This is a genomic window from Vibrio sp. Vb2960 (genome assembly GCF_033337665.1).
GTDB lineage: Bacteria > Pseudomonadota > Gammaproteobacteria > Enterobacterales > Vibrionaceae > Vibrio > Vibrio alginolyticus.
In genome coordinates, this window is record NZ_JAWORD010000004.1 from 1 (window position 1) to 25,807 (window position 25,807).

23 protein-coding genes and 1 riboswitch are annotated in these 25,807 nt (G+C 45.7%); of the genes, 14 read left to right on the forward strand and 9 right to left on the reverse strand.

Going from position 1 to position 25,807, the window contains the following annotated elements; all coding sequences use genetic code 11:
• Positions 1–89: 89 nt before the first annotated feature.
• The gene (msrA, locus tag R7O03_RS04480; RefSeq protein ID WP_005379620.1) at positions 90–728 is read right to left on the reverse strand and encodes a peptide-methionine (S)-S-oxide reductase MsrA; all 639 of its coding nucleotides are present in this window, start codon (positions 726–728) and stop codon (positions 90–92) included.
• Between the two features lie 167 nt (positions 729–895).
• Between msrA and R7O03_RS04485 the strand changes: the two genes are divergently transcribed.
• The 4 genes from R7O03_RS04485 to R7O03_RS04500 are packed head-to-tail and all read left to right on the forward strand — an operon-like array spanning position 896 to position 7,173.
• Positions 896–2,608, forward strand: coding sequence for an autotransporter assembly complex protein TamA (locus tag R7O03_RS04485; protein WP_005383121.1), 1,713 nt, complete (start codon positions 896–898; stop codon positions 2,606–2,608).
• Positions 2,605–6,369: a translocation/assembly module TamB domain-containing protein gene (locus R7O03_RS04490; RefSeq protein ID WP_225473404.1), complete on the forward strand. Its 3,765-nt coding sequence runs from the start codon at positions 2,605–2,607 to the stop codon at positions 6,367–6,369. The genes R7O03_RS04485 and R7O03_RS04490 overlap by 4 nt, the downstream gene beginning before the upstream one ends.
• 44 nt (positions 6,370–6,413) lie before the next feature.
• Positions 6,414–6,761, forward strand: coding sequence for a gamma-glutamylcyclotransferase (locus tag R7O03_RS04495; protein ID WP_005379626.1), 348 nt, complete (start codon positions 6,414–6,416; stop codon positions 6,759–6,761).
• 49 nt (positions 6,762–6,810) lie between these two features.
• A complete protein-coding gene (locus R7O03_RS04500) occupies positions 6,811–7,173 on the forward strand; it encodes a DUF2799 domain-containing protein (RefSeq protein ID WP_042522443.1) in 363 nt (120 codons plus the stop codon).
• Between the two features lie 73 nt (positions 7,174–7,246).
• Here R7O03_RS04500 and ppa read toward each other — a convergent pair whose 3' ends face one another.
• Both ppa and fbp read right to left on the reverse strand, forming a co-directional pair.
• Positions 7,247–7,777: an inorganic diphosphatase gene (gene ppa / locus R7O03_RS04505; protein WP_005379635.1), complete on the reverse strand. Its 531-nt coding sequence runs from the start codon at positions 7,775–7,777 to the stop codon at positions 7,247–7,249.
• 127 nt (positions 7,778–7,904) lie between these two features.
• Complete coding sequence (fbp, locus tag R7O03_RS04510; RefSeq protein WP_005383114.1) at positions 7,905–8,921, reverse strand: class 1 fructose-bisphosphatase; 1,017 nt, start codon at positions 8,919–8,921, stop codon at positions 7,905–7,907.
• A 312-nt stretch (positions 8,922–9,233) separates the two neighbouring features.
• Here fbp and mpl point away from each other — a divergent pair, with 312 nt between their 5' ends.
• The 5 genes from mpl (at position 9,234) to thiQ (ending at position 14,807) form a co-directional block, all read left to right on the forward strand.
• On the forward strand, positions 9,234–10,592 hold the full coding sequence (gene mpl, locus R7O03_RS04515; protein WP_225473405.1) for a UDP-N-acetylmuramate:L-alanyl-gamma-D-glutamyl-meso-diaminopimelate ligase: 1,359 nt from the start codon (positions 9,234–9,236) through the stop codon (positions 10,590–10,592).
• Between the two features lie 5 nt (positions 10,593–10,597).
• Positions 10,598–11,236, forward strand: a complete 639-nt coding sequence (locus R7O03_RS04520; protein WP_025768362.1) for a flavin prenyltransferase UbiX — start codon at positions 10,598–10,600, stop codon at positions 11,234–11,236.
• A gap of 37 nt (positions 11,237–11,273) precedes the next feature.
• Positions 11,274–11,410, forward strand: a riboswitch (TPP riboswitch).
• A 72-nt stretch (positions 11,411–11,482) separates the two neighbouring features.
• Entirely contained in the window at positions 11,483–12,475 is a 993-nt protein-coding gene (thiB, locus tag R7O03_RS04525; protein ID WP_104978741.1) for a thiamine ABC transporter substrate binding subunit, read from the forward strand.
• Between the two features lie 41 nt (positions 12,476–12,516).
• Positions 12,517–14,103, forward strand: a complete 1,587-nt coding sequence (gene thiP, locus R7O03_RS04530; protein WP_017820277.1) for a thiamine/thiamine pyrophosphate ABC transporter permease ThiP — start codon at positions 12,517–12,519, stop codon at positions 14,101–14,103.
• Positions 14,103–14,807, forward strand: coding sequence for a thiamine ABC transporter ATP-binding protein (thiQ, locus tag R7O03_RS04535; protein ID WP_005379648.1), 705 nt, complete (start codon positions 14,103–14,105; stop codon positions 14,805–14,807). The genes thiP and thiQ overlap by 1 nt, the downstream gene beginning before the upstream one ends.
• A gap of 18 nt (positions 14,808–14,825) precedes the next feature.
• On the opposite strand, the gene R7O03_RS04540 is transcribed toward thiQ, so the two are convergent.
• Entirely contained in the window at positions 14,826–15,773 is a 948-nt protein-coding gene (locus R7O03_RS04540; RefSeq protein WP_042522435.1) for a LysR family transcriptional regulator, read from the reverse strand.
• A 92-nt stretch (positions 15,774–15,865) separates the two neighbouring features.
• Between R7O03_RS04540 and R7O03_RS04545 the strand changes: the two genes are divergently transcribed.
• Entirely contained in the window at positions 15,866–16,942 is a 1,077-nt protein-coding gene (locus tag R7O03_RS04545; protein ID WP_025768366.1) for an alkene reductase, read from the forward strand.
• A 63-nt stretch (positions 16,943–17,005) separates the two neighbouring features.
• Here the strand turns inward: R7O03_RS04545 and R7O03_RS04550 are convergent, their stop codons facing one another.
• The 4 genes from R7O03_RS04550 to argR form a co-directional block, all read right to left on the reverse strand.
• Positions 17,006–17,443: a universal stress protein gene (locus R7O03_RS04550; RefSeq protein ID WP_005379654.1), complete on the reverse strand. Its 438-nt coding sequence runs from the start codon at positions 17,441–17,443 to the stop codon at positions 17,006–17,008.
• Positions 17,444–17,488: 45 nt separating this feature from the next.
• Entirely contained in the window at positions 17,489–20,068 is a 2,580-nt protein-coding gene (locus tag R7O03_RS04555) for a TRAP transporter permease (RefSeq protein WP_017820274.1), read from the reverse strand.
• Between the two features lie 291 nt (positions 20,069–20,359).
• Complete coding sequence (locus R7O03_RS04560; RefSeq protein ID WP_005379657.1) at positions 20,360–21,328, reverse strand: TAXI family TRAP transporter solute-binding subunit; 969 nt, start codon at positions 21,326–21,328, stop codon at positions 20,360–20,362.
• Positions 21,329–21,733: 405 nt separating this feature from the next.
• Positions 21,734–22,204: a transcriptional regulator ArgR gene (gene argR / locus R7O03_RS04565; RefSeq protein ID WP_005379659.1), complete on the reverse strand. Its 471-nt coding sequence runs from the start codon at positions 22,202–22,204 to the stop codon at positions 21,734–21,736.
• A gap of 359 nt (positions 22,205–22,563) precedes the next feature.
• Between argR and mdh the strand changes: the two genes are divergently transcribed.
• Complete coding sequence (gene mdh / locus R7O03_RS04570) at positions 22,564–23,499, forward strand: malate dehydrogenase (RefSeq protein WP_005383098.1); 936 nt, start codon at positions 22,564–22,566, stop codon at positions 23,497–23,499.
• 113 nt (positions 23,500–23,612) lie between these two features.
• Positions 23,613–23,804 (forward strand): hypothetical protein, encoded by a 192-nt coding sequence (locus R7O03_RS04575; protein ID WP_005379661.1) that lies wholly within the window; start codon positions 23,613–23,615, stop codon positions 23,802–23,804.
• Between the two features lie 93 nt (positions 23,805–23,897).
• Here the strand turns inward: R7O03_RS04575 and ispB are convergent, their stop codons facing one another.
• A complete protein-coding gene (ispB, locus tag R7O03_RS04580) occupies positions 23,898–24,869 on the reverse strand; it encodes an octaprenyl diphosphate synthase (protein ID WP_005383097.1) in 972 nt (323 codons plus the stop codon).
• A gap of 256 nt (positions 24,870–25,125) precedes the next feature.
• On the opposite strand from ispB, the gene rplU reads away from it, so the two are divergent.
• A complete protein-coding gene (rplU, locus tag R7O03_RS04585) occupies positions 25,126–25,437 on the forward strand; it encodes a 50S ribosomal protein L21 (protein ID WP_005383096.1) in 312 nt (103 codons plus the stop codon).
• Positions 25,438–25,457: 20 nt separating this feature from the next.
• Positions 25,458–25,715, forward strand: a complete 258-nt coding sequence (rpmA, locus tag R7O03_RS04590; RefSeq protein WP_005383095.1) for a 50S ribosomal protein L27 — start codon at positions 25,458–25,460, stop codon at positions 25,713–25,715.
• Positions 25,716–25,807: the final 92 nt, after the last annotated feature.

Genomic DNA, 25,807 nt, shown 5'->3' on the forward strand with positions numbered 1-25,807 from the left:
ATTGGCGCTGGACTAAACAAAGGCCCCCTTTTAGGGGGCTCACACAAAGCCACCTTCTTTAGAAGGTGGTAATTTACTGCTGGTTAGGTTTATCCTTGGAGGCTTGGTGGGAAGCAAACTCCCGTTCCTCCGATGCCACAGTAACCATCAGGGTTTTTCGCCAAATATTGCTGGTGGTAGGTTTCCGCAAAGTAATACGGACCTGCTGGTTGTATTTCGGTGGTGATGTTCGCGCGTTGCTCTTCTTGCAGTGCTTGTTGATACAAGAGTTTCGATTTCTCTGCGCTCTCGAGCTGCTCCGTCGAATAAGTGTAAATTGCAGAACGATATTGAGTACCTAAGTCGTTACCTTGACGCATTCCCTGAGTTGGGTCGTGTTTTTCCCAAAAAACAGCCAGTAGCTTTTCTAATGAGATGACGCGTTCATCGAAAACGACTCGTACGACTTCTGTATGACCCGTTTTACCTGTACAGACCTCTTCATAGGTGGGATTGGGTGTGTACCCCCCAGCGTAACCGACCGAAGTAGATACAACGCCGTCGAGTTGCCAAAATACGCGCTCAGCGCCCCAAAAACAGCCCATTCCGAGCAAAATCTGCTGTTGGTGTGACGCCAGAGGCGCCTTTAGGTTAGATTTGTTTACAAAATGATGATCGTCAATCTGCATTGGTTGATCTCTACCTGGCAAGGCATCTTCTATACTGATCAATGTTTGTTTGTTGAGCATGGTATTTGTCCTTCAATACGTGTCTTAAATTTGCGAACTTTTTCATTTCGTCTGTATCTGATGCTGTGATGACATAGACCGCGTTAAACCTATTAATATTACAGACTTAGAATCTAATTGGCGTTATCATTATTTACGTTTACTTAACCTCATTCAGCCATAAAAGCATGATAAAAAAAGCTCTCCCCACCATTGTTGGCCTGTTTGCCTTTTCTCATGGTGCCTATGCCGATGTTTCTTTGACTTTGAAAGGCATTGATGGCGCTTTAGAAGAGAATGTCAGTGCGTATCTATCATCTATTCCAGAGAAGGATTACTCCACTTCTCTGCGTTTTCAAGCGAGATTAGATCAAAGTATCACTGAAGCGCTTAACGCGCTTGGGTATTATCATGCAAAAATTTCATACTCTATTCCTGAAGCGAATGATGAGTTAATTGTGCTCATCAAGCCGGGCTTGCCAGTGAAAGTGAAAGTCATGGATGTGGTCATCACTGGAGAGGCCAAGGACGATGAAGAGTTTGCAAAACTTATTGAGCGCTCTCCGCTCAAAGTTGGTCAAGTTTTGAATCAAGGCCAATACGACAGCCTTAAGTCAGGCATTCGTAACTTGGCGCTTCAGCGTGGTTACTTCAATGGTGAGTTTACGCTAAGTCGATTAGAGGTTATCCCTGATCTGAACGAAGCTAATGTCCGTTTGCACTACAGCAGTGGAATACGTTTCAATTTTGGCGACGTTTCTTTTATTGGCAACCACATCTGGGAAGACCGTGTCGCATCATTACAACCTTTTAAAGAAGGGGACCCATACAACGTTTCGAAGCTGGGCGAGTTTAATCAGAAGCTATCAAATACGGAGTGGTTTTCCTCAGTTTTTGTTGAGCCTGAATTGGATAGGCTTGATGATGGCCGAGACTTGCCAATTAAAGTGTCTTTATCTCCTGCTTCGAAGAATCAGATCGAGACGGGTATTGGTTACTCAACGGATGTCGGCGTTCGAGGAACGTTGAAGTGGAAGAAACCTTGGGTGAGCTCCCGAGGACACAGTTTCAACACTGCTTTATCCCTATCTAAGCCAGAGCAAACCGTGACTGCTTCTTACAAAATTCCTTTAGAAGATGTCGCTAACGATTATTATCAAGTTCAATATGGGCTTAAAAACCTAGACAACCGTGACACGCAGAGTATCGAGTCTAACCTTGCAGTGGAGCGTCATTGGTTAGCAGACGGTGGTTGGCATAATACCGTTTATGTTCGTCATTTGTACGAGAGCTTTACGCAAGGTTTACAAGATGATGAATTCAACTTCGTACTTCCAGGTGCGACATTTTCTCGGACTAGGGTTCGAGGGGGCAATATGCCAATGTGGGGAGACAAGCAAAGCATCACTATTGAGTATGGTGATACCGCTATGCTTTCTGAAACTAGAGTGCTCCGCTTAATTGGCTCGACTTCTTGGATTCGTGGTATTGGAGAGAATCATCGTGGTTTGTTCCGCTTAGAAGGTGGTGCGAATATTACCGATGAACTTGAAAAGCTATCACCGTCGCTGCGTTTCTTCGCAGGTGGTGACAATAATATTCGTGGTTACGGCTATGAATCTATTTCACCTGTGGATGAGAGTGGTGCTTTGACGGGTGGTAAATACATTGTTAGCAGTACATTAGAATACCAATATCGTGTTTATGGAAACTGGTGGGCTGCAACGTTTTACGATATTGGTGATGCGTTTAATGAAACACCAGATTGGAAATCAGGTGCTGGTGTTGGTATCCGCTGGGCGTCTCCGGTGGGCCCTGTTAGTTTTGATTTTGCATGGGGGTTGGATGCAAAACCAGAACGAGAGTTTCGTATCCACTTCTCATTGGGGCCTGAGCTATGATCAAAATGATGTTTAAGTGGACCAAATGGCTGTCGCTCAGTTTGATTGGTCTATTGCTGTTGCTCATCATTATTGTCGCGACAGTTTTGTTTACCCACCCAGGCCTCAAATTTGCCTTGTGGGGAGCTGAAAAAGCATTACCACAATTGCAGATTGAAAAAGTGCAGGGTTCATTGTTTCCTCGCTTCGAACTGCATAACGTCAGTTTTGTCGATGAGTCTTTGAATATCGACGCCAAAGTCGAGCGTTTAGCTTTGGCAGTGAACTTCCGCTGTTTCTTTGACCCTAAGGTCTGTGTCGATGAGTTAAGACTGCAGGGGCTTGACTTTAAGATGCCAGAGCTACCGCCAGCAAGCGAGGAGCAAGAGGAAACACCACCACTGCGTTCTATCAGTACGCCAGTGCCAATTTTTGTTAATAAAGTCAGCTTTAATGACATCAATGTCAATGTGCTGGGCAATCAAATTGATTGGCAAACATTCTCGACCGCTTTGTCGATGCAGGGTGATCGTTTGGTGATCGCACCTACCGCGTTGAAAGACATTAATGTGGCTTTAGCACCAAGTGAGGCTGAACCTGAAGCGGCTGCCGAGGAGCCGAAAGAAACTGACGTTACGCCGCAAGATATTGTGTTACCCGAAGTATGGATTCCACTGACGGTTGAAGCGCGTCGTCTTGATATTCACAATTTCAAACTGGCGGGTGAAACGCCAGTGATCGTCAATCATCTTGGTTTGGTTGCAAGAGCAGGCGGTGAACGTGTTGATGTCAAAACGTTAGAGCTCGACATGCCAGAAGTGGAAGGCAAGTTGAGCACACAAGTGACGCTTTCTTCTGATTACCCTATCAAAGCGCAACTGGACGCGTTAGTGAAGCAAGCGGATGCGAAGGGACAAAAACTGTCGCTTTCGGTCTCGGGTTCGGTTGGTGATTTGTCACTAAATGCTACGCTTTCTGAGCTTGTACAAGCGGAGATCAAAGGTGATATTCAACCGCTTAAAACGCAGTTACCGTTTGATGTCGTGATTAAAAATGTACAGGCGCAATGGCCGCTATTTGGACAAAGCGATTACCAGGTTTCTGTACCAAGCTTGGTGGCAAAAGGCTCACTTGATGGCTATGAAGTCGCATTAGAAACCAAAGCGTCAGGCAAAGATATTCCCGCCGTTGATGTCGCACTAAACGGCAAAGGTACGTTAGAGCAAATTGACCTCGAAAGCCTTGTAGTGAAAACCTTAGGGGGCGAACTCTCTGGGAAAGTCATGGCCAATTGGGCCGCGCCAATCAACTGGCAAGCTGACTTAAACCTGAAAAACATTCAACCAGGTTTAAAATGGAAAGAAGCCGAAGGGGATATTAGCGGTAATCTTTCGACTTCGGGGTCGTTAACAGAACAAGGCGGTTGGCAAGTCAGTTTGCCTAAGTTAGACATTGACGGCATTTTGCGAGGTTATCCGCTGAATGTTGAAGGGCAACTTGAAGCGTCTGATAAAAACGGCAAAGGCGAAGACATCCAACTTACCACTCAGGGTTTAGCGCTTTCTCATGGTCCAAACCAACTCAGTGCAAAGGGTAAGATCGATAAGCAAATTCTGATGGATGTTGAGGTTAACTTCCCTGATTTTGCGAAAAGTGTTCCGGATCTTGCAGGTAAAATGCAAGGTAAAGTCGCACTACGTGGTAGCTTGAAAGAACCAGACATCAATCTTGATCTCGCTTTAAATCAGATAAACTGGCAGCAACAGGCGAACGTAGAAACGATCACCTTAAAGGGTGATGTGAAGCCTCTGCCAGCACCAAAAGCGAACATAAGCCTAATTGCGAACAACATTACCTATGACGACATAAAAGTTGATAGTGCTGACCTTGAAGTCTCTGGGGATGAAAAACTGCATCAACTGACGCTCGATGTAGTGTCTGACCTGGTGTCGACCAGTTTAGAAATTGAAGGGACATTCCAGCAGAAACCAGAAATGATTTGGAATGGGGCGCTGCGCCGCTTGACGCTGAGCTCGCAACAAGGCCCGTGGGCGTTGCAAAAATCGACCGCGGTGAAGGTCAATATCGACAAACAGATCGCGAACGTTCAAGCGCATTGTTGGTTGCAAGCGGAGTCGAGCGTATGTCTAACCGAAGACATTAGTGTCGGTAAGAGTGGCCAGGCGAAGTTAGCTATCAATGATTTTGATTTTGACCAAATCAAACAATTCCTGCCGCCAGAAACCAAGCTGCAAGGCTCGGTTAATGCACAGGCTTTTGCTAAATGGGCACCAGAGAAAAAGCCTGAAGTAACCTTAAGTGTCAATATGCCAAAAGGCCAAGTTGAACAAGCGCTTGAACAGCCAATTAAAGTCGGTTGGGAAAGCTTCAACTTTAAAGCAGCATTAGCGAAAGACAAGCTTGATGCCGAGTGGCTATTTGATGTGAAAGATAACGGTGACTTGTCTGGTAAGGTTTCTTTACTGAATGTCTCGTCTGAAAAGCCCACTATTGATGGTAAGGTTTCACTCTCTACGTTCCACTTGGATTTCTTGGCACCGTTGATTGGTGAGTACAGCTTGTTTAAAGCAAACATGAATACTGACCTAGCGATATCAGGTGACGTCATGCATCCGAAGGTGAACGGCCAGTTCTTGATTGACCAAATGAAGCTACAGGGTGAAGTCACACCGATAGATATAAACTCAGGGCAGGTCGTCATCAACTTTAAAGGCCATCAAGCGGACTTGGATGCCGGAATTTTAACCCCGGATGGTGAGTTGAACGTTACCGGTGATGCCGACTGGCAGGACTTACAGAACTGGCGCACTAAAGCGCGTGTATTTGCTAAAGAGCTCAATGTTGATTTGCCTCCAATGGTAAAAATCAAAGTGGAGCCTGACATGACAATAGATGTGACCCCTCAGCTTGCGAAAATTGAGGGTGATATTAATTTGCCATGGGGCAGAATTGTCGTCGAAGAGCTTCCACCAAGTGCGGTAGGCGTATCGAGTGATACCGTTATTCTCGATAAAAACTTGCAGCCAGTGGACGATGTGGCTGCGATGCCGTTTGATGTGGAAACGAACATCAACATTAAAATTGGTGATGACTTCCAACTTGCCGCTTTTGGTTTAAAAGGTGGGTTGAAAGGGAACCTAAACGTGACACAAAAAGACAAAGGTCCTTTCATCGTTGGTGAAGTGAATGTTGTCGACGGTTCTTATCGTTCGTTTGGTCAGGACTTATTGATTAAAGAAGGTAAGATTCTGATGAATGGTCCACCAGATCAACCTTACTTGTCTATCAAAGCGATTCGTAATCCAGACAATACCCAAGATGATGTCATTGCGGGGGTACAAGTGTCAGGCCCAGCATCTGATCCGAGTATAGAAATTTTCTCAGAGCCCGCGATGAACCAAGCCAATGCACTTTCTTATCTACTTCGTGGTCAAGATATTGATGGTGAAGCCGGTGGTAATGCAATGACGACTACCTTAATTGGTTTAAGCTTGGCGAAGAGTGGTCGTGTGGTTGGTGAAATCGGTGAAGCCTTTGGCGTACAAGATTTACAGCTGGACACTGCTGGGTCGGGCGATGATTCGCAAGTGACGGTGAGTGGTTATATTCTGCCAGGTTTGCAGGTGAAATATGGTGTCGGCATCTTTAACTCCCTAGGTGAGTTCACTGTGCGTTACCGATTGATGCAAGACTTGTATTTAGAAGCAGTATCTGGTGTAGATAGCGCCGTTGACCTACTCTATCAGTTTGAGTTCGATTAAAGTGCTTTAACCTAAGCATACACAGTCATGACTAAGGAGTGGTTATGCAGCATTTGATTTTTGTCTACGGCACGTTACGCAAGGGAGAGTACAACCATCAGTATTTGCGCTCGGCGCAGTTTCTTGGTTTACATGAAACGGATGCTCAATTTGCAATGTATGACTTAGGCCCTTATCCAGCGTTGTCTGATGGGCAACGCTCGATTCAAGGTGAAGTGTACCTGATTGACAGTGAAACCTTATCTGAGCTAGATAGGTTAGAAGATGTGCCAGTGGAATATCGCCGAGAGAGCATCGTTACGCCTTTTGGCCAAGCTTGGATCTACTTATATCAAGATACTGAGCAATTAACCGAAGAAATCGCTTCCGGAGATTGGTGTCAAAAGGTGTGAGCTATACTGACATTATCAATAGCAACGAGCTAAACACTAAGGAGTCACGATGAAAGCATTCGTAATTGGAGTAATGGCGTTGCTTCTTGCTGCATGCGCACAAACAACACTACCGACTTCGAATAATGTGACCGATTGGCAAGTGTTTGGTAGGCAGTCAGCTTTAGATGGATTACGGGAGTTATCTGAGGAGCGAATTGCGAAGCTGGATGATGTTAACCATGCGACGCCAGAACTGATAATGGCTTATCAAGCGGGTTACCAGCAAGGCAAACAAGAGTATTGTGAGCAAAGTGCTTATATGCTCGGTGTTATCGGGCGGCCGTATTTTGGCATTTGTGATGATGTTGACCCCTTCTTTCAACATGACTACGACGCTGGACGAATGTCTTCAGCAGGCGCACCTATCTAGTTGACACAGGTAAGATGAAAGCAAAAGAGCTGCCCTAGAGCAGCTCTTTTTAATTTTGTATCAGCAGTGATGCTTATTTTTTCTGAGCTCGTTCGTAAGATTCTAGGATTTCAGCTTTGGCGGCAGCAACATCTGCCCAACCATCCACTTTCACCCATTTGCCTGCTTCAAGCTCTTTGTAACGCTCAAAGAATTGCGTGATCTGCGCTTTCAATAGTTCTGGGATATCGTCCACATCTTGGATGTGCTCGTACTCTTTCGAGATTTTTGAGTGGGGAACCGCAAACACTTTTGCATCTTCACCCGATTCATCTGTCATCTTCAAAACGCCAACAGGACGGCAGCGAATGACTGAACCTGGCATGAGTGGGTATGGTGTTGGTACCAATACGTCGACTGGGTCGCCATCAAGAGACAGGGTATTGTTCACGTAGCCATAGTTGCATGGGTAGAACATTGGTGCAGACATGAAACGGTCGACAAATACAGCACCAGAGTCTTTATCTACTTCGTACTTGATTGGATCTGCATTTGCAGGAATTTCGATAACGACATAGATATCTTCAGGCAGCGACTTGCCTGCTGGTACATGGTTTAAGCTCATTAGAATATTCCTTTTCATTAACGATGAGTCACACAAAAGCGGCTTCATCTGATGATAAATTCGCGTTTCACTTTAGCGACAAAAACGCGGCAGGTAAACACCTGCCGCGTTGGACAAAGGTCTGAAATTATTCTTCGTCGCGGTGCAGTTCAAGGAACTCTTCAACTTTGCGAACCATGTTCTTCGAACCCACAAAGAAAGGTACACGCTGGTGCAACTCAGTAGGCTTGATGTCCATAATGCGATTCACGCCGTCCGATGCAATGCCGCCAGCTTGCTCAATGAGGAATGCCATAGGGTTACATTCGTAAAGCAGGCGTAGCTTGCCTTGCGGGTGGCTTTGTGTGCTTGGGTAAAGGTAGATACCGCCTTTCAGTAGGTTGCGGTGGAAATCAGCAACCAGCGAGCCAATGTAGCGAGAAGTGTATGGGCGACCGTCTTCTGGCACGTTTTCTTGGCAGTACTTGATGTACTTCTTCACCCCTTGAGGGAAACGAATGTAATTACCTTCGTTGATGGAGTAGATCTTACCATCATCAGGAATCATCATGTTTTCATGAGAAAGACAGAAGCTGCCGATAGATGGGTCGTAAGTAAAGCCGTTTACGCCGTTACCAGTTGTGTATACCAACATGGTGGAGGAGCCGTAAATCACGTAGCCCGCAGCCACTTGTTTGTGACCAGGTTGTAGGAAGTCTTCTTCAGTTGGTGGAGTACCGATTGGAGAAACACGACGGTAAATCGAGAAGATAGTACCAACAGAGACGTTCACATCGATGTTAGAAGAACCATCAAGTGGGTCCATCAATACTACATATTTGGCGTTTTGGTTGAGTTCTTTATTGAACGCAACTGCTTCGTCTTCTTCTTCACTGGCAACGCCACACACTTGATCACGAGCTTCAAGCGCGGCTTTGAACTTATCGTTCGCGTAAACATCGAGCTTTTGCTGATCTTCACCTTGGACATTTTCCGTGCCTACAGCACCAGTGATATCACCGAGACCCGCTGCGTTGATTTCGCGGTTAACGATTTTTGCAGCTAAACGAATGGAGGCTAAAAGGGATGATAGATCACCGCTAGCGTGGGGGAAATCCGCTTGTTTTTCGACAATGAACTCGCCTAGGGTGCGCAGTCCTGACATGGTTAATCCTTACATTTTCATTTCATTGGGGGTAGTGCGCAAGTGAGCATCTCTTTATGGATGTTAAACGATTGCGCTGGATGTAAGTTTAAGTCGCAGATCTTTTTAATGGTAATGAAGTAACTGTTTGAGATCTCAATTTATTTGTAGACTTGTTTGAGGGATTCATCAGTAAGCAAGAGGTTGTACAGTCTGTGTTCAACCTTGTCATATTTGTGAAAGGGACTGCAAGAAGAAGGCTAAAGTCACTCGCTTTTCAGGCGGTAATCGCGATAATGAAAGCATTAAAGAACGCATTACAAGGTTTAGTTTATGCACATTCATATCTTGGGTATCTGTGGCACATTTATGGGCGGCGCTGCGATTTTAGCGCGCCAATTAGGGCATAAAGTCACTGGTTCTGATGCCAACGTTTACCCACCGATGAGCACGTTGCTTGAGTCTCAAGGTATTGAAATTATTGAAGGCTTCGACCCGTCTCAACTCGACCCTCAACCAGACCTTGTTGTGATTGGTAATGCCATGAGCCGTGGCAACCCGTGTGTCGAGCATGTGCTCAACACTAACATGCGTTACACCTCTGGCCCGCAGTGGCTCAACGAGTTTTTGCTGCATGATCGGTGGGTATTGGCGGTATCGGGTACACATGGGAAAACGACTACGTCGAGCATGCTTGCTTGGATACTTGAAGATTGTGGTTATCAACCGGGTTTCTTAGTCGGTGGGGTACTCGGTAACTTCGGAGTGTCTGCTCGTTTGGGTGAAAGCATGTTTTTTGTCGTTGAAGCGGACGAATATGACAGTGCTTTTTTCGATAAGCGTTCTAAGTTTGTGCATTACCATCCTCGCACTTTAATCATGAACAATCTTGAGTTTGATCATGCTGATATCTTCGATGATCTAGAAGCGATCAAGCGCCAATTCCATCATTTAGTGCGAACGGTTCCCGGCAATGGCTTAATCTTAGCTCCGAAGCAAGACCAAGCTTTGGCGGATGTATTCGAGCGTGGTTGCTGGACAGAAAAGCAGTTTTCAGGTGTTGATGGCGACTGGCAAGCGCACAAATTAGTGCTTGATGGCTCAAAATTTGACGTTGCGTTGCAAGGCGAGAAGGTTGGTACCGTCGAATGGAATTTGGTGGGTGACCACAATGTGGATAATGCGCTGATGGCAATCGCTGCTGCACGACATGTTGGAGTCACTCCGGATCTTGCTTGCCAGGCATTAGGGCGTTTCATCAATACCAAGCGCCGTTTAGAGCTGAAAGGTGAAGAACAAGGTGTGACGGTTTACGATGATTTTGCGCATCACCCAACGGCAATTGAACTTACTGTCGGTGGTTTGCGTAACAAGGTAGGTGAAAAACACATCCTTGCTGTGTTGGAGCCGCGTTCTGCCACCATGAAGCGAGGTGTACACAAAAACACACTTGCAGAGTCACTACACAGTGCAGATGAAGTCTTCTTGTTCCAGCCAGATAATATCGAGTGGTCTGTGCAAGACATTGCCGACCAATGCACACAGCCAGCGTTTGTCGATGCGGATATAGATAACTTTGTAGCCAAGATCGTCGAACGTGCGCGACCAGGTGACCAAATTCTAGTCATGAGTAACGGTGGCTTTGGTGGTATTCACGGAAAACTTCTTGAGCAGTTAAAACAAAAAGCCTGATTGATATGCAAAACAAAACACAACCCTCTCATAAAAAAGCCATCACGTTGGCATTAACGGGTGCTTCTGGTGCTCCCTACGGCCTTCGTCTTTTAGAATGCTTGGTTGCGGCGGATTATCATGTCTACGTTCTGATTTCTTCGGCGGCTCGTGTTGTGATGGCAACCGAGCATAATCTTAAGTTGCCAAGTGGCCCAGAAGCGGCGCAGCAAGCATTGGTAGAGCACCTGAACTGCAATCCAAATAACATCACCGTTTGCGGTAAAGACGATTGGTTCTCGCCGGTTGCGTCTGGTTCTGCTGCACCTAAGCAAATGGTGGTTTGCCCATGCTCTGCGGGAAGCGTTGCGGCCATAGCACATGGTATGTCGGACAACTTGATCGAACGGGCCGCTGATGTAGTAATGAAAGAGCGCGGGCAGCTGTTGCTCGTGGTTCGCGAAACGCCATTTTCAACGCTACATCTGGAGAACATGCACAAGCTATCGCAAATGGGCGTCACCATCATGCCAGCGGCTCCGGGTTTCTACCATCAGCCAAAGAGCATTGAAGACTTAGTGGATTTTATGGTGGCGAGAATTCTCGACCACTTAGGTATTGAGCAAGGTTTAGTGCCTCGTTGGGGTTATGACCAGCGTTCGTGAGCTGATTGTGTAACCACTCAAATACCTTTACAATCCATCCAACTCATCGGGGAGCAAACCCATTTAGCATTGAGTCAATCAATGCATTGGGGCGCTGAGACCTAAGTGTTTAACTAGGGACCCGTATTACCTGAACCAGATAATGCTGGCGTAGGAATTGAGTCTGGATATTGGAAGTCCTTAATAGCCGCCTCAAACCCTGTGCCGCTCAACTTATTTCTCTGAAATACTCATGGAGAGCGAGCAGTGAAACCCACTCTAAATCTGATTGCCCTAGCTGCAATTACTTCAACTTCAGCGTTTGCTGCTGAAAACCCATTAACTATTTATACCTACGATTCTTTTGCCGCAGATTGGGGGCCGGGTCCTAAAATCGAGCAAGCTTTTGAAGCAAAATGTGGCTGTGACGTTAACTTCGTAGCGTTGGACGATGGTGTGTCGATTCTGAATCGTCTTCGTCTTGAAGGCGGTAATAGCAAAGCGGACATCGTATTAGGTTTGGATAACAATCTGATGGCAGAAGCGAAGAAAACCGGTCTGCTTGCCGAGCACAATGTAGATACGTCCAATACAGTGTTACCAAACGGTTGGAGTGACACGACGTTTGTACCGTACGATTACGGCTACTTCGCGTTTGTGTACAACAAAGAGAAACTGGCTAATCCGCCGAAAAGCATGAAAGAGCTGGTGGAAACGCGCGACGATCTGAAAGTGATTTACCAAGATCCGCGGACTTCAACGCCGGGCCAAGGCTTAATGCTATGGATGAAATCTATTTATGGCGACGATGTGACGCAAGCGTGGCAGAAGCTAGCGAGCAAAACCGTAACGGTCACGAAAGGTTGGTCTGAGGCGTATTCTATGTTCCTCAATGGTGAGTCCGATTTAGTGCTTTCTTACACCACTTCACCTGCGTACCACTTAATTGCGGAAAACGATTCGAAGTTTGCTACGGCGAATTTTGCTGAAGGCCACTACATGCAAGTTGAAGTAGCCGCCAAAGTGAAAGGGGCAAAAAACTCAGAACTTGCTGATCAATTTATGAGTTTCATTTTAAGTGATGAGTTCCAATCGGCGATGCCAACGGGTAACTGGATGTACCCAGTCACTGACGTTGAGTTACCTAAAGGTTTTGAAACTTTGAGTGTTCCAAGCAAGTCGTTGAGCTTTAGTGCTGATGAAGTGGCAAAAATGCGTAAGTCTTGGATTCGCGAATGGCAAAGCGCATTGACGTTTTAGCTGACGTTTCCATCCTCATCTGAATGAGATAGGTTTTACCTTTGAATTCTGTTCCAAAAATAGGTTTAGGGGTCGCGATGATCATCGCGACCTTTGTTATTTCTGCCCTAGGTGCTTTGATTGTTCAAGCCCCTTCACTTGATGTGTCTGTGGTATGGGGCGACCCGTACTATCAACATGTCACCAAGTTCAGTTTCTACCAAGCGTTTCTTTCCACATTGCTCAGTGTTGGCTTTGCCATTCCAGTAGCGCACGCACTTTCGCGTCGCCAATTTATTGGTAAATCATTACTGCTTAAGCTGTTTGCATCGACACTGGTTTTGCCGGTTTTGGTTGGTGTTTTTGGGCTGTTAGCGATTTATGGCAACAGTGGTTTGTTGGCGCAGTGGTTGCAAAGTTTCGACACTAAACTGCCATTCTCTATTTACGGTTTGAACGGCATTTTACTCGCCCATGTGTTCTTTAATTTACCTTACGCGGCACGATTGCTTCTGCAAGCCTTGGAGTCTATTCCTGCCGAGCAGCATAAGCTTTGCGCGCATCTTGGGATGAGCCATTGGGATAAGTTTCGCTGGGTAGAATGGCCGCGTTTAAGGCAGCAGCTTCCCCACGTTTGTGGGTTGGTGTTTATGTTGTGCTTTACCAGTTTTGCCACTGTAATGGCGTTGGGGGGCGGGCCAAAATCCACCACCATTGAATTGGCCATTTACCAAGCGATTAAGTTTGATTTTGATTTACAAGCTGGGGCGTTATTGGCGCTGTGGCAGATGCTGTTATGTGGACTGCTTGCTATTGGAGTGCAGAAGTTAACAAGGCCTGTTTCTATCAGTGCTGGAAGCACATCGGTACAGCAATATTTAACGAAGGATCATGGGTGGTCAAAAGCTTGGGATAGCTTTTGGATCATAGGTGCCTTTTTACTGGTAATACCGCCGTTATTGATGGTGTTACTGAGTGGCATCAACCAACAAGTTTGGACAGTATTAACCGATGAGCGTTTTTGGTCTGCGCTATTGAACTCCCTCAAAGTCGCCTGTGTCGCTAGCGCGCTTGCGGTCGCTGCAGGGGTGTCCATACTATTGACCAGTCGCCGTTGGCGGTTGCAGTACAAAAACACGCGAGCCGATCAGATTGAGTTAATCGGCACCGTTATTTTGGTGACTCCAGGTCTGGTGATTAGCACCGGTTTATTCTTACTACTGCGCGCATTTACCGATGTTTTTAGCTTGGCATTTTTTGTCGTGATTTTGGTGAACGGTTTAATGGCTTTGCCTTACGTGATCAAAACGCTAGCGCAGCCAATGCTGCACATTGAACAACAGTATCAGTATGTATGTGCCAGCTTAGGCATGCGTGGCTGGCAACGGTTTAAAGTGGTGGAGTGGCAGGCGCTACGCAAGCCGTTTGCACATGCGTTTGCGATCAGCTTTATGTTTGCAATAGGGGATTTAAGTGCCATAGCACTGTTTGGTGGACAAGAGTTTCGTACCTTACCTCTGTATTTGTTCCAGTTGCTTGGCAGTTATCAGATGGACGCAGCTGCGGTGGTATCGGTGACCCTATTGTTGTTGAGTGTGGGCTGTTTTGCCTTGATTGAGAAAGTATTGAAAACGAAGGAGAGAGCGTAATGTTAGTGTTGGATGATGTGCAGTACACCTACCAACGTGAACTGTTTCGTTTTGACTTAACGATTGAGCAAGGACAGATTGTATCGCTGATGGGACCAAGTGGGGCAGGGAAGTCAACCTTGCTGGCGTTGGTGGCAGGATTCATCCATCCTGACCGTGGTGATATTTGTGTTGATGGTGAGTCCATTGTGCGTAAAGAGCCTTATCTGCGTCCGTTCTCTATGTTGTTCCAAGAGCACAATTTGTTTGCTCACTTATCGGTGCGTGACAACATCGGTTTGGGCTTACACCCAGGGCTAAAGCTTACGGTGGACCAAAATCGTCAGATTGAACAAGCCGCGCAGCAAGTTGGTGTTGCAGAGTACCTCGACCGTTTGCCAGAGCATCTTTCTGGTGGCCAGCGTCAACGTGTTGCCTTAGCGCGTTGTTTTGTTCAGCCTCATCCCATGTGGCTGTTGGATGAGCCGTTCTCGGCGCTTGATCCGGTGTTGCGTGAAGAGATGCTGAGCTTGGTAAAAAAACTGGCAGCAGAGCGGGGAATAACCGTATTGATGGTCACGCACCATTTAAGCGATGCCAAAGCGATTGCCAGCCACTTTGTGTTTGTGGCGGATGGTAAAGTGGAAGCCGCGGGTGATATGTCTGCATTGAGTGAACAGCATGCTAGTGAGAAGCTTGCGGCATTTATCCGAGCCGCATGCTAGTGCCTGATAGTTGCTAGGTCATGCTTCTCCGCAACACAAACCATGCCTAGGGCCAAATTCAAATTGAGATCTTAAGCTCATGATATGGTCAATCATTGCTTGTACGCGCCGTGGGCGGTTTGCTCCAGGACGATAGACTAGATAAATAGGCATTGGTACCGTGTGCCATTGCGGCAACACTCTGACTAAGGTGCCACTTTCTAGCTCTTGCGTCATGTTTTGCACAGGTAAGTTAGCGATGCCTAGTCCTTTAAGTGCGCCTTTTAATATTGCTTCTACAGTTGTACTTGAGAAGTTACTGGTTATTGAAACATTGACGGTATTATCGTGTGAGATCAGCGTCCAAGGCCCTATTTCTGAAACATATTGATACCTCAAACAGTTGTGTTTTGTCAGGTCTTCTGGCGTTTCAGGTACGCCGAACTCAGCTAAATACTCAGGGCTAGCAGCCAGGACTCGAGTCGTATAGCCTAATTTTTTTGCGATCAATCGATCATCAACTATCTGACCGACTCGAATTGCCATATCAAAGCCGTGTGAAAACAGATCAACAAAATCGTTCGATGCTTCTAACGCAATTTGTACTTTTGGCCATTGTTTTAAAAATGGCAAAAAGATGTGTTCCGCCATATACGCATCCAACGCTGGTGGCGCGGAAATACGCAGCCGGCCTTGGATCTGTTGTTCCATCTCCAGTACGTCATGGCCAATTGAGTGGAATTCCTCAACTAAGCTTGCAGCACGCTCTAAAACCATTTGGCCAGCTTCGGTGATCACTAACTTTCGGGTTGTGCGCTCTAGGAGTTTGGCTTCAAAGTGTTGTTCGAGTTTGGTTATGGCTTTACTAACAGTAGATTTCGGTAGGTTTAACTCCAGCGCGCACTTGGTTAAGCTCAGTAGTCGACAGCTTGTGACAAAGATAGAAAGCGTTCTAAAGTCAATTGTTTCTAAATTGCGAACAATCACTTTCAATTATCCATATTGTTTCAATATTAATCTGATTATAGTCTGGCACCTCATCCTTAGCCATCAAGTTATTGTCATTTGAGGTAAACAACATGTCCAACTCTGTAGACTTATTTTCTCCTATCGAACTCGGTCAATTAGCATTAGATAACCGTGCTATTATGGCGCCTTTAACGAGAGCTCGTGCTGGCGCAGACCATATTCCTAATGACCTTATGGTTGAATACTACGCTCAACGTGCGAGTGCCGGACTTATCATTGCTGAATGCACCATGGTGATGGAAGGTACGTCTGCTTTTATGGCAGAACCGGGCATTTACAACGAAGAGCAAATCGCAGCTTGGAAAAAGGTAACGGATGCGGTTCATGAGAGAGGCGGTAAGATTGTACTGCAAATTTGGCATGCGGGACGAGCTTGTCATCCTGATCTGAATGAAGGAAAAACACCTGTAGCGGCGAGCGCATTGGCCATTCGTGATGAATTAGTCCATACCCCTTCGGGTAAGCAAGCATATACGGTACCACGAGCACTCGAAGTGGATGAGATAGCTTCCATTGTTGCGGCGTTTAAACAAGGTGCAGAAAACGCCAAGAAAGCCGGCTTTGATGGGGTCGAGATACATGGCGCCAATGGTTATCTTATTGATAACTTCCTTCGTGACGGCTCAAATTTACGTACCGATGAATACGGTGGCTCGGTTGAAAATCGTGCTCGATTTTTACTTGAGATAGTGAAAGAAGTCGTTGAGGTGTGGGGACCCGGAAGAGTCGGTCTGCGTACATCTCCGCTAAATGGATTTAATGACATGAAAGACAGTGATCCAGTTGGTTTGGTGCGTTACTTAGCAGAGCAACTTAATTCTTTCGATCTTGCTTATTGGCACGTGATGCGTGCGGATCTGAAAGGCGTACAAAAAGCAGATGTTCTCAAGCCAGCACGCGAAAACTATCAAGGTCACTTAATGGCGAACGTGGGCTACAGTGCACAAGAAGCGGCAACAGCAATTGCAGAAAACAAAGTTGATGTGGTCGCATTTGGCGTTCCCTTTATCGCAAACCCAGATTTAGTTGAGCGATTTAAGAAAAATGCACCTCTTAATGAGGCGAAACCAGAACACTTTTATTTGGGGGGAGCAGAAGGTTATACCGATTACCCAGTGATGGCATAACCCTTACTTGTTTCATATAAAAAGGACGCTAATGTTAGCGTCCTTTTTCGTTTCTGTATTTACTTAGCCTTGCGGTTTTACGACCATCACATTGATTGGAGAATATTCCACAACCTTACTCGCGACAGAGCCAAGCATTACTTTATTGATTTTAGAGCGCTTGTGGCTTGGCATAATGATGAGATCAGCGCCTAAACGTTCTGCATAATCAAGAATGGTCGCGTAGGCCTTGCCTTCAGCAACATGCACTTGGTAAACCACATCTTCAGCAATATGCTCATTAGCGAAAGTTTTTAGTTGCTGCTTCACGTCTTGCTTCATTTTGGCCGCAGCATCTTTCGGAAAGTATGTGGCAACCATCGACATGTGAATACCAGGTAGTACAGTCAGAAGATGGATTTGAGCATTTGCTTGCTTTGCCTGCCAAACCGCTAGTTCAACCGCTCGGTCTGAAAAGCCTTGGTCATTTAGATCAACCGGAACAAGAATTTGTTTGTACATTCAATGTCTCTCATTAAGGCCCCTTTATCCTCGGGGCCAAATCGGTTATGCGCTCAATTGTTCCTTACGAGCACGACGTTTTTGGTTCATTGCAAGCACCAGCAAAATCATTAAGCATGGTACAAACACCCACTCTTTCATCGGACGGTCTGCATCCTGGATAACCCACTTGATTTCCCAATCAAAGTCGATACCTGCGGACTCTGCTGGACTACCAAATTCAACCATATCGACAATCATTTTGTTGTCACTTTCGGTCAGCATCAGACCCATAGATGAAATACGTGCGTCTGCTGTTGTCGCACTGTCTTCGAATGGAAGACGAACCGTTTTCTCAATGTAGTCGCCCTCAAGGTTTTCACCGGCAACACGTAACTCCAATGATTCTCCTACATTTAGTGTTTCCGTGATTTGAGCTACCTCAACGCCAGGAGAAAGAACTTTCGCTGGGTACAGCATGTCCCACCAAAAACCTGGACGGAAAAACGAAAATGTCAGTACTAATAATAGGACTGTTTCCCACCACTTGTTACGCGTGAACCACCACCCTTGAGTTGCCGCAGAGAATATCAGCATTGCAATGATCGATGAGATGACTGTGAGTGCCAAATGCCACCAAGAGTCGATCCCCATTAACAATAGCTGGGTATTGAACACAAACATGAACGGCAAAATAGCGGTTCGAATATCGTAAGTAAAACCTTGGATACCAGTACGAATTGGATCTGATTTCGCAATTGCTGCTGCTGCAAAAGCCGCAAGGCCTACAGGTGGGGTATCGTCGGCCAAAATACCAAAGTAGAAAACGAACAAGTGCACCGCTATCAACGGAATAATTAAGCCATGCGCTGCGCCGAGCGTAACAATAACCGGCGCCATTAGCGTAGAGACCACGATGTAGTTCGCCGTTGTTGGCAGACCCATCCCCAGAACCAAGCTAATGATGGCGGTAAACAGCAGCATAAGAATGATGCTGCCACCAGAGATAAACTCGACGAAGTCGGTCATCACTAGGCCGATACCCGTTAGTGTAACAACACCAACAACGGTGCCCGCTGCCGCGGTTGCAACGCCGATACCAATCATATTGCGCGCACCAGAAACTAAGCTCTCGGCAAGATCGACAAAGCCATCTTTGGTTTGCTGAAGCATGTCTCCTTGCTTTGACAGCAGTGCAATCAACGGACGTTGAGTCAGCAAAATGAAAATCATGAATACCGTTGCCCAGAATGCCGAAAGGCCAGGTGAGAAACGTTCGACAGTCAAACACCAAACCAATACGACGATAGGGAGTAGGTAGTGCAAGCCTGACTTAACGGTTGGGCCAGGATCAGGTACTTCTGTTAATTCTGCATCAATCTCAATTGCGCCATCTTGCACGTGATTTGCTGAGACTTTCACCAACCCAACGTACGCGATTAATAGTGCGACGGTAACAATTGGTGTCGCGGCATCACCAAAGACGTCCTTTGTCCAACCCACTCCGTAGTAAACCAATGCGCTGATCACACACAATCCTAAGATTGTGCCAGTAAAGGACAGCAGACTTTGTACTAGTGTTGGATTGTGGCGACGAGGAAGGCCTGTCATGCCTGCTTTACATGCTTCAAGGTGAACAATGTAAATTAAAGCAATATAAGAGATTAGCGCTGGAAGTAGGGCAGCTTTAATCACCTCAACGTAGGAGATACCGACGTATTCCACCATCAAAAATGCTGCTGCACCCATGATTGGCGGTGTTAACTGACCATTGGTTGAAGCCGCTACCTCTACCGCACCCGCTTTTGTGCCGGGAAAGCCAACACGCTTCATCAGTGGAATGGTAAAGGTGCCAGTTGTTACTACGTTTGCGATTGAAGAACCAGAAACCAGACCAGATAAACCTGATGCAACAACGGCCGCTTTAGCAGGGCCACCTTTCATATGGCCAAGCAACGAGAAGGCAACTTTAATGAAGTAAGCACCAGCACCAGCGCGTTCCAGCATTGCTCCAAACAATACAAACAAGAAGACAAAAGAGGTAGAAACACCTAGCGCAACTCCAAATACGCCTTCAGTTGTTAGCCACAAGTGAGACATGGCCTTGTTCAAGCTTGCCCCTTTGTGCGCGATAACGTCAGGCATGTAAGGGCCTGCAAAGGTGTAAGTAAGGAAAACAGCAGCCACGACCATTAATGGTGGACCAAGTGCTCGGCGTGTTGCTTCTAAAAGGAGGAGCATACCGATAACAGCAACAACGATATCAACTGTTGTCGGTGCGCCTGAGCGTCCTGCTAGCTCAGTATAAAAAAGGTATATATAGGCTGCTGAAAAGCTGCCTGCCAACGCGAGTATCCAATCAACAAGAGGGATATGATCGCGAGGAGAATTCTTCATCGCTGGATAAGCAGTGAAAGCCAAAAAGATCGCGAAAGTAAGGTGGATAGATCGCGCTTCCGTGTCGTTCAGTACGCCAAAATTGAAAATAAATGGTAACGGGGATGCGTACCATAATTGAAATAGTGACCAACACAGAGGAACAAACCAAAGGATTCGTCCTTGCATTCCCGAAGGGCTACGTGCACCTGTGTCTGCCTGAGCCACCATTTCTTGCACATCTTGTGACGGAGCTTGATTCGTCGCCATGTACTTTTTCCTTATTATTGATGGTCCTGTCTGATTTTTATCGAGAACCACACTTCGCCTCTATCAGTGTAGTGAATGGAGCGAAGTTTGCTTTCGAGTATTTTGCTGCCTGAACTCAAAGTGTTGATTGTTGGATACTCTGTTAGGCGGCGTTTAAGTTTTCTTGGGTATGAGCTCGCAGTTTTCAGAAGAAAACTGGCGAATGAAGCATGCAGTTAGAACGTGCTACAACCTGTATGCTCAAACAGGCAGAAAATATTCTTTCCTGCCTGTATGTAGAGTCTGAGGTAATTACTTAATTAGACCCATTTCTTTGTAGTATTTTTCTGCACCTGGGTGAAGAGGAATAGAAAGACCAGCTTTCACCATGTCTTCTTTCTTCAAGTTTGCGAATGCAGGGTGTAGACGTTTGAAGGTATCAAAGTTTTCAAACACAGCTTTTGCCACGTTGTAAGCGACATCGTCTGAAACATCAGAGGTCGTTACCATTGTTGCTGCAACACCAAAGCTGTTTACGTCTTTGTCTGTACCGCGGTACATACCAGCCGGTACTGAGCTAAAGGCGTAGTATGGGTTGTCGGCAACAATTTTATCGATTTTAGGGCCTGTTGCTGAAACTAGCTTCGCATCACATGATGTGGTTGCTTCTTTGATTGAACCGTTCGGGTGGCCGACCATGTAAATGAAGGCGTCAATTTTGTTATCACAAAGTGCCTGAGAGCGTTCAGAGCCTTTTAGCTCAGACGCCAATTTGAAGCTGTCGTTTGTCCAACCCATCGCTTCCATGACAACGCCCATCGTTGCACGGTCACCAGAGCCTGGGTTACCGATGTTTACTCGCTTACCTTTCAGGTCTTCAACGTTTTCAATACCTGAATCTGCACGCGCAATGATGTTGAAAGGTTCTGTATGAAGAGAGAACATTGCGCGTAGCTTCTTGTACGGGCCTTGTTCTTCAAACTTGCTCGTACCGTTGTAGCCGTGGTACTGCCAATCCGATTGCACGATACCAAAATCTAATTCGCCTGCACGGATAGTGTTAACGTTGTAAATTGAGCCACCAGTCGATTCTACTGAACAACGGATGTTGTGGTCTTTACGACCTTTATTTACCAACTTACAGATAGCACCACCAGTTGGGTAGTAAACACCTGTCACAGAGCCAGTACCGATGGTAATAAACTCTTGAGCGTTAACTGCGCCTGCGCCCATTACGGCTGCAGCGATAGCGCCTACTTTGAGAAGTTTGTTAAATGCCATGAATTTCCCTTCCTTATATTCATTATTTACCCGGAAATAACCATAAATCACTTCTGGAGTTTCCTATTTGGAAACGGCACCTTTTTCAATCCAATCGTTTGAAAAAGCGAGCGAATCATAACAAAAAATTGGCAGAAAATTATCCAATTGTTAAATGTTATAGTTGATAAGTCTGAATTTTGTATCAGGGGATAGGATTCAATTTGTGATTTAATTCTTTTTATAACAATTACTTAATTAACGTTTAGTGACTGAAATGAAAAAGATCAATTGCGTGATGTTAATCACAAAATGGGTGGTTAAAGAACGAGCGGAGTAAGCAAAAAATTTACATAAATTATGGGCTACAAAATGAGACTTCTTTTATAACCCACAATGAGTTAGCTGATTGAAGCTTTATAGAACTTAACCAGTATATTCGAACAGCTCGCACACTGATTTGAAGAGTTGCTCAGTCGTAATTGCCATGGTTGGCGTAATGAAAATGGTATCGTCACCCGCGACAACGCCAAGAATACCTTCGGATTTACCGAGTGAATCAAGCAAGCGAGCAATCAACTGTGCTGCACCTGGGCCGGTGTGAATTACCACTAACGCTGCATTACGATCGATGTCTAGTACCAGTTCACGCAGAGAGCTGCTGACTGTTGGGACACCTAGCTCAGCAGGAAGACAGTAAACCATTTCCATTTTTGCATTGCGCGTACGGACGGCGCCAAATTTAGTCAGCATACGTGAGACTTTAGATTGGTTGATACTCTCAAACCCTTGCTGTTTGAGTGCGTCAACAATCTCGCCCTGTGAGCCAAAGCTTTCTTCTTTTAACAGGGCTTTAAAGGCGCGAACTAAGTTGTCTTGTTTTTCTGAATTGCGCATAGTCATTACAAATCTCTTATTACGGGTCAGCAATTTTGCATATTCTCGCATATATATTCAGGCGGTGCCAAAGAGTCCCAGGATTATGTTAGATGCGTCACTGTAAACTATATACCACATAGAATTCTTTAGCGCGCTGAAGTAGGGCTGTATCTGTTTTCTTGAATTCCTTGTCATTTCAACAGAATAAAAGAATAATCCAAGCCCCATTTGTAGCACGGTAACAGCGAGTTGCGCGAGGTCGCAAAGCTAGCGTTAATTGATTGTAATCAAGTTGTGATTCCGATAGCTTTATTTAAGTTGGTTACAAACTACCCTACGAATACGTTTATAAGAGAAATACTCTCAAGGAGAACTACATGAAAGTAGCCGTTATTGGTGCCGCTGGTGGCATCGGTCAAGCCCTGGCCCTTCTACTTAAGAACCGTCTTCCTGCTGGTTCTGATCTAGCCCTATATGATATTGCTCCAGTAACTCCTGGTGTGGCCGCTGATCTTAGCCACATCCCTACGCCAGTTTCTATCAAAGGTTACGCTGGTGAAGATCCTACTCCAGCACTAGAAGGCGCGGATGTTGTGCTAATTTCTGCTGGTGTTGCGCGTAAGCCAGGTATGGATCGTGCGGATCTATTTAATGTAAACGCTGGTATCGTTAAATCGCTAGCGGAGAAGATTGCGGTTGTTTGTCCGAAAGCTTGTGTTGGTATCATCACAAACCCTGTAAATACAACAGTGCCAATTGCTGCTGAAGTTCTTAAAAAAGCGGGTGTTTATGATAAGCGTCGTCTATTTGGTGTAACAACGTTGGATGTTATCCGTTCAGAAACGTTTGTTGCTGAGCTAAAAGACAAAGATCCAGGTGACGTTCGCGTGCCAGTAATTGGTGGTCACTCTGGCGTAACGATCTTACCTCTACTGTCTCAAGTGGAAGGTGTTGAGTTTACAGCTGAAGAAGTAGAAGCATTAACGAAACGTATTCAAAATGCAGGTACTGAAGTTGTAGAAGCGAAAGCGGGTGGTGGTAGTGCAACACTATCAATGGGCCAAGCTGCATGTCGCTTTGGTCTGTCTCTGGTTCGTGCTCTTCAAGGTGAAGAAGGCGTAGTTGAGTGCGCTTACGTTGAAGGCGACGGCGAACACGCGACTTACTTTGCGCAACCTGTGAAACTGGGTAAAGAAGGCGTTGAAGAAGTACTAAGCTACGGCAAACTCAGCGATTACGAAAAGTCTGCATTAGGCGGTATGCTAGAAACACTAAATGGCGACATCAACATTGGTGTTGAATTCGCAAAGTAATCTAGAAAGCCTATATAAGAAGAAAGCCGATCATTTTGATCGGCTTTTTTGATCCTTGATTTCTCAACTTCGTAAAAATGGTCGAATAAAACCACGTAGTGAAGGAGAAGATGATGGAAGCGAGTCGAATCCGTAAAGGCATGGTTGTTGAGTGCCAACAAGGCGTCGGTACGATATTAGTGGTCGACCATGAAGCAGAGACGGTATTGTTGTCCAAACAAGGGACTGAACAGCAACTCGCCGTTAGCTTTGATGAAATAGAAGATGATCCACAACTGCATGGCGGTAGTGACAGATATTACTAGCGCCTCGGGCGTCGTCATTAGGTATCAAACGTAAAAAAGGAAGAGTATGCTCTTCCTTTTTGCTATAAGTCTTGCGTTATGGGTAGCTATTGATTACTTCGTGCGTTGTACTGCGACATGAGCCAGAGTAACAAGCGCTTGTTTGTATTCAGACTCTGGCAACACTGATAGTTCTGCGATTGCTTTGTCTGCTTCTTCTAGAGCTTTTTGCGTTGTGTATTCCAGAGAGCCTGCTTCTTTCATGACCGCAAGAATTTCTTCTAAGCGATCCATGCCATTCGCTTTCTCAATCGCTTCACGAATCATGATGGCGTTTTCTGGTGTGGTATTACGCATAGCATGGAGTAGAGGTAAAGTTGGCTTGCCTTCGGCCAAGTCATCACCCACATTTTTACCCATGTCTTCGCCATCAGAAGTGTAATCCATGACGTCATCAATGAGCTGAAACGCAGTGCCTAGATACTTACCGTAATTTTGCATTGCGATTTCCACATGCTCAGGAGCATCATTTAAGATTGCACCGATTTGAGTTGCGGATTCAAATAAGCGCGCAGTCTTAGAGTAGATGACTTGCATGTAGCTTTCTTCTGTCGTGTCAGGGTCGTTACAGTTCATCAACTGCTGTACTTCACCTTCGGCGATCACGTTTACGGCATTGCTCATTAGTTTAAGGATCTTCATGGATCCTAGTTCCGTCATCATCTGAAATGAGCGTGTATAGATAAAGTCCCCAACTAATACGCTAGCCGCATTGCCAAATGCTGCATTCGCAGTGGCTTTACCACGGCGCATGTCTGATTCATCTACCACGTCATCATGCAGCAAAGTCGCTGTATGGATGAACTCAATAAACGCAGCTGCCATTGTATGACCATTGCCTTGGTAACCAAGTGCACGGGCTGACAGTATCGCTAAAAGCGGTCTTAGACGTTTGCCTCCACCACTCACGATATAAAAACCGAGCTGGTTGATTAAAGAGACATCAGAATTAAGTTGGGCTTGAATTGTTTCATTCACTTTTGCCATGTCATCGGCAGTAAGCGCTTGGATAGTTTTAAAATCCATCGTATATCCGGCTGAAGTTAGACCCTGCAAGGCTTATTCGATTTATATAATTGTCGAATAATACACTAAAAAACGTTGATTAATACATTACTAAAGGGCATGATTGCCGCACTTTTCTTTGGCGATTAGCTTTTCGCCAATTTTTTCAAAATATGGCTTGTCATAGGAGCATCTATTCTGTAGAATCTGCGCCCTATTGATGATTAGTTTAGCGCACACCCTCAAGAAAGGCTGTGCGGAAAAAGCGGAGTAAAATATGTACGCTGTTTTCCAATCTGGTGGTAAACAACACCGTGTAAGCGAAGGTCAAACTCTTCGTTTAGAGAAATTAGACGTTGAAACTGGTGCAACTGTAGAATTTGATAAAGTTCTTCTTGTTGCTAACGGCGAAGACATCAAAGTTGGTGCTCCTCTTGTAGAGGGCGGCAAAATTGTTGCTGAAGTTGTACAACACGGTCGTGGCGATAAAGTTAAAATCGTTAAGTTCCGTCGTCGTAAGCACTCTCGTAAGCAACAGGGTCACCGTCAGTGGTTCACTGAAGTGAAGATCACTGGTATCAACGCTTAATCTATTAGGAGAGTTTAACAATGGCACACAAAAAAGCTGGTGGTTCTACTCGTAACGGCCGCGATTCAGAAAGCAAACGTCTAGGTGTTAAGCGTTTCGGTGGTGAATCTGTACTTGCAGGTAACATCATCGTTCGTCAACGTGGTACTAAGTTCCACGCTGGTAACAACGTAGGTATCGGTAAAGACCACACTCTATTCGCTCTTACTGAAGGTAAAGTGAAGTTCGAAGTGAAAGGTCCTAAGAACCGTAAGTTTGTAAGCATCGAAGCTGAGTAATTAGGTTTTTAACCAAATTACTTAATAGCTTTAAGCTGAATTCAAAAGCCCTGCCGAATCGGCGGGGTTTTTTATTTGTGGCAGTCGACATA

What these genes read in the sequence shown, in the direction of transcription:
- msrA (WP_005379620.1), bottom strand. Translation starts at nt 728, where the DNA reads ATGCTCAACAAACAAACATTGATCAGTATAGAAGATGCCTTGCCAGGT.
- R7O03_RS04485 (WP_005383121.1), top strand. Translation starts at nt 896, where the DNA reads ATGATAAAAAAAGCTCTCCCCACCATTGTTGGCCTGTTTGCCTTTTCT.
- R7O03_RS04490 (WP_225473404.1), top strand. Translation starts at nt 2,605, where the DNA reads ATGATCAAAATGATGTTTAAGTGGACCAAATGGCTGTCGCTCAGTTTG.
- R7O03_RS04495 (WP_005379626.1), top strand. Translation starts at nt 6,414, where the DNA reads ATGCAGCATTTGATTTTTGTCTACGGCACGTTACGCAAGGGAGAGTAC.
- R7O03_RS04500 (WP_042522443.1), top strand. Translation starts at nt 6,811, where the DNA reads ATGAAAGCATTCGTAATTGGAGTAATGGCGTTGCTTCTTGCTGCATGC.
- ppa (WP_005379635.1), bottom strand. Translation starts at nt 7,777, where the DNA reads ATGAGCTTAAACCATGTACCAGCAGGCAAGTCGCTGCCTGAAGATATC.
- fbp (WP_005383114.1), bottom strand. Translation starts at nt 8,921, where the DNA reads ATGTCAGGACTGCGCACCCTAGGCGAGTTCATTGTCGAAAAACAAGCG.
- mpl (WP_225473405.1), top strand. Translation starts at nt 9,234, where the DNA reads ATGCACATTCATATCTTGGGTATCTGTGGCACATTTATGGGCGGCGCT.
- R7O03_RS04520 (WP_025768362.1), top strand. Translation starts at nt 10,598, where the DNA reads ATGCAAAACAAAACACAACCCTCTCATAAAAAAGCCATCACGTTGGCA.
- thiQ (WP_005379648.1), top strand. Translation starts at nt 14,103, where the DNA reads ATGTTAGTGTTGGATGATGTGCAGTACACCTACCAACGTGAACTGTTT.
- R7O03_RS04545 (WP_025768366.1), top strand. Translation starts at nt 15,866, where the DNA reads ATGTCCAACTCTGTAGACTTATTTTCTCCTATCGAACTCGGTCAATTA.
- R7O03_RS04550 (WP_005379654.1), bottom strand. Translation starts at nt 17,443, where the DNA reads ATGTACAAACAAATTCTTGTTCCGGTTGATCTAAATGACCAAGGCTTT.
- R7O03_RS04555 (WP_017820274.1), bottom strand. Translation starts at nt 20,068, where the DNA reads ATGGCGACGAATCAAGCTCCGTCACAAGATGTGCAAGAAATGGTGGCT.
- R7O03_RS04560 (WP_005379657.1), bottom strand. Translation starts at nt 21,328, where the DNA reads ATGGCATTTAACAAACTTCTCAAAGTAGGCGCTATCGCTGCAGCCGTA.
- argR (WP_005379659.1), bottom strand. Translation starts at nt 22,204, where the DNA reads ATGCGCAATTCAGAAAAACAAGACAACTTAGTTCGCGCCTTTAAAGCC.
- mdh (WP_005383098.1), top strand. Translation starts at nt 22,564, where the DNA reads ATGAAAGTAGCCGTTATTGGTGCCGCTGGTGGCATCGGTCAAGCCCTG.
- R7O03_RS04575 (WP_005379661.1), top strand. Translation starts at nt 23,613, where the DNA reads ATGGAAGCGAGTCGAATCCGTAAAGGCATGGTTGTTGAGTGCCAACAA.
- ispB (WP_005383097.1), bottom strand. Translation starts at nt 24,869, where the DNA reads ATGGATTTTAAAACTATCCAAGCGCTTACTGCCGATGACATGGCAAAA.
- rplU (WP_005383096.1), top strand. Translation starts at nt 25,126, where the DNA reads ATGTACGCTGTTTTCCAATCTGGTGGTAAACAACACCGTGTAAGCGAA.
- rpmA (WP_005383095.1), top strand. Translation starts at nt 25,458, where the DNA reads ATGGCACACAAAAAAGCTGGTGGTTCTACTCGTAACGGCCGCGATTCA.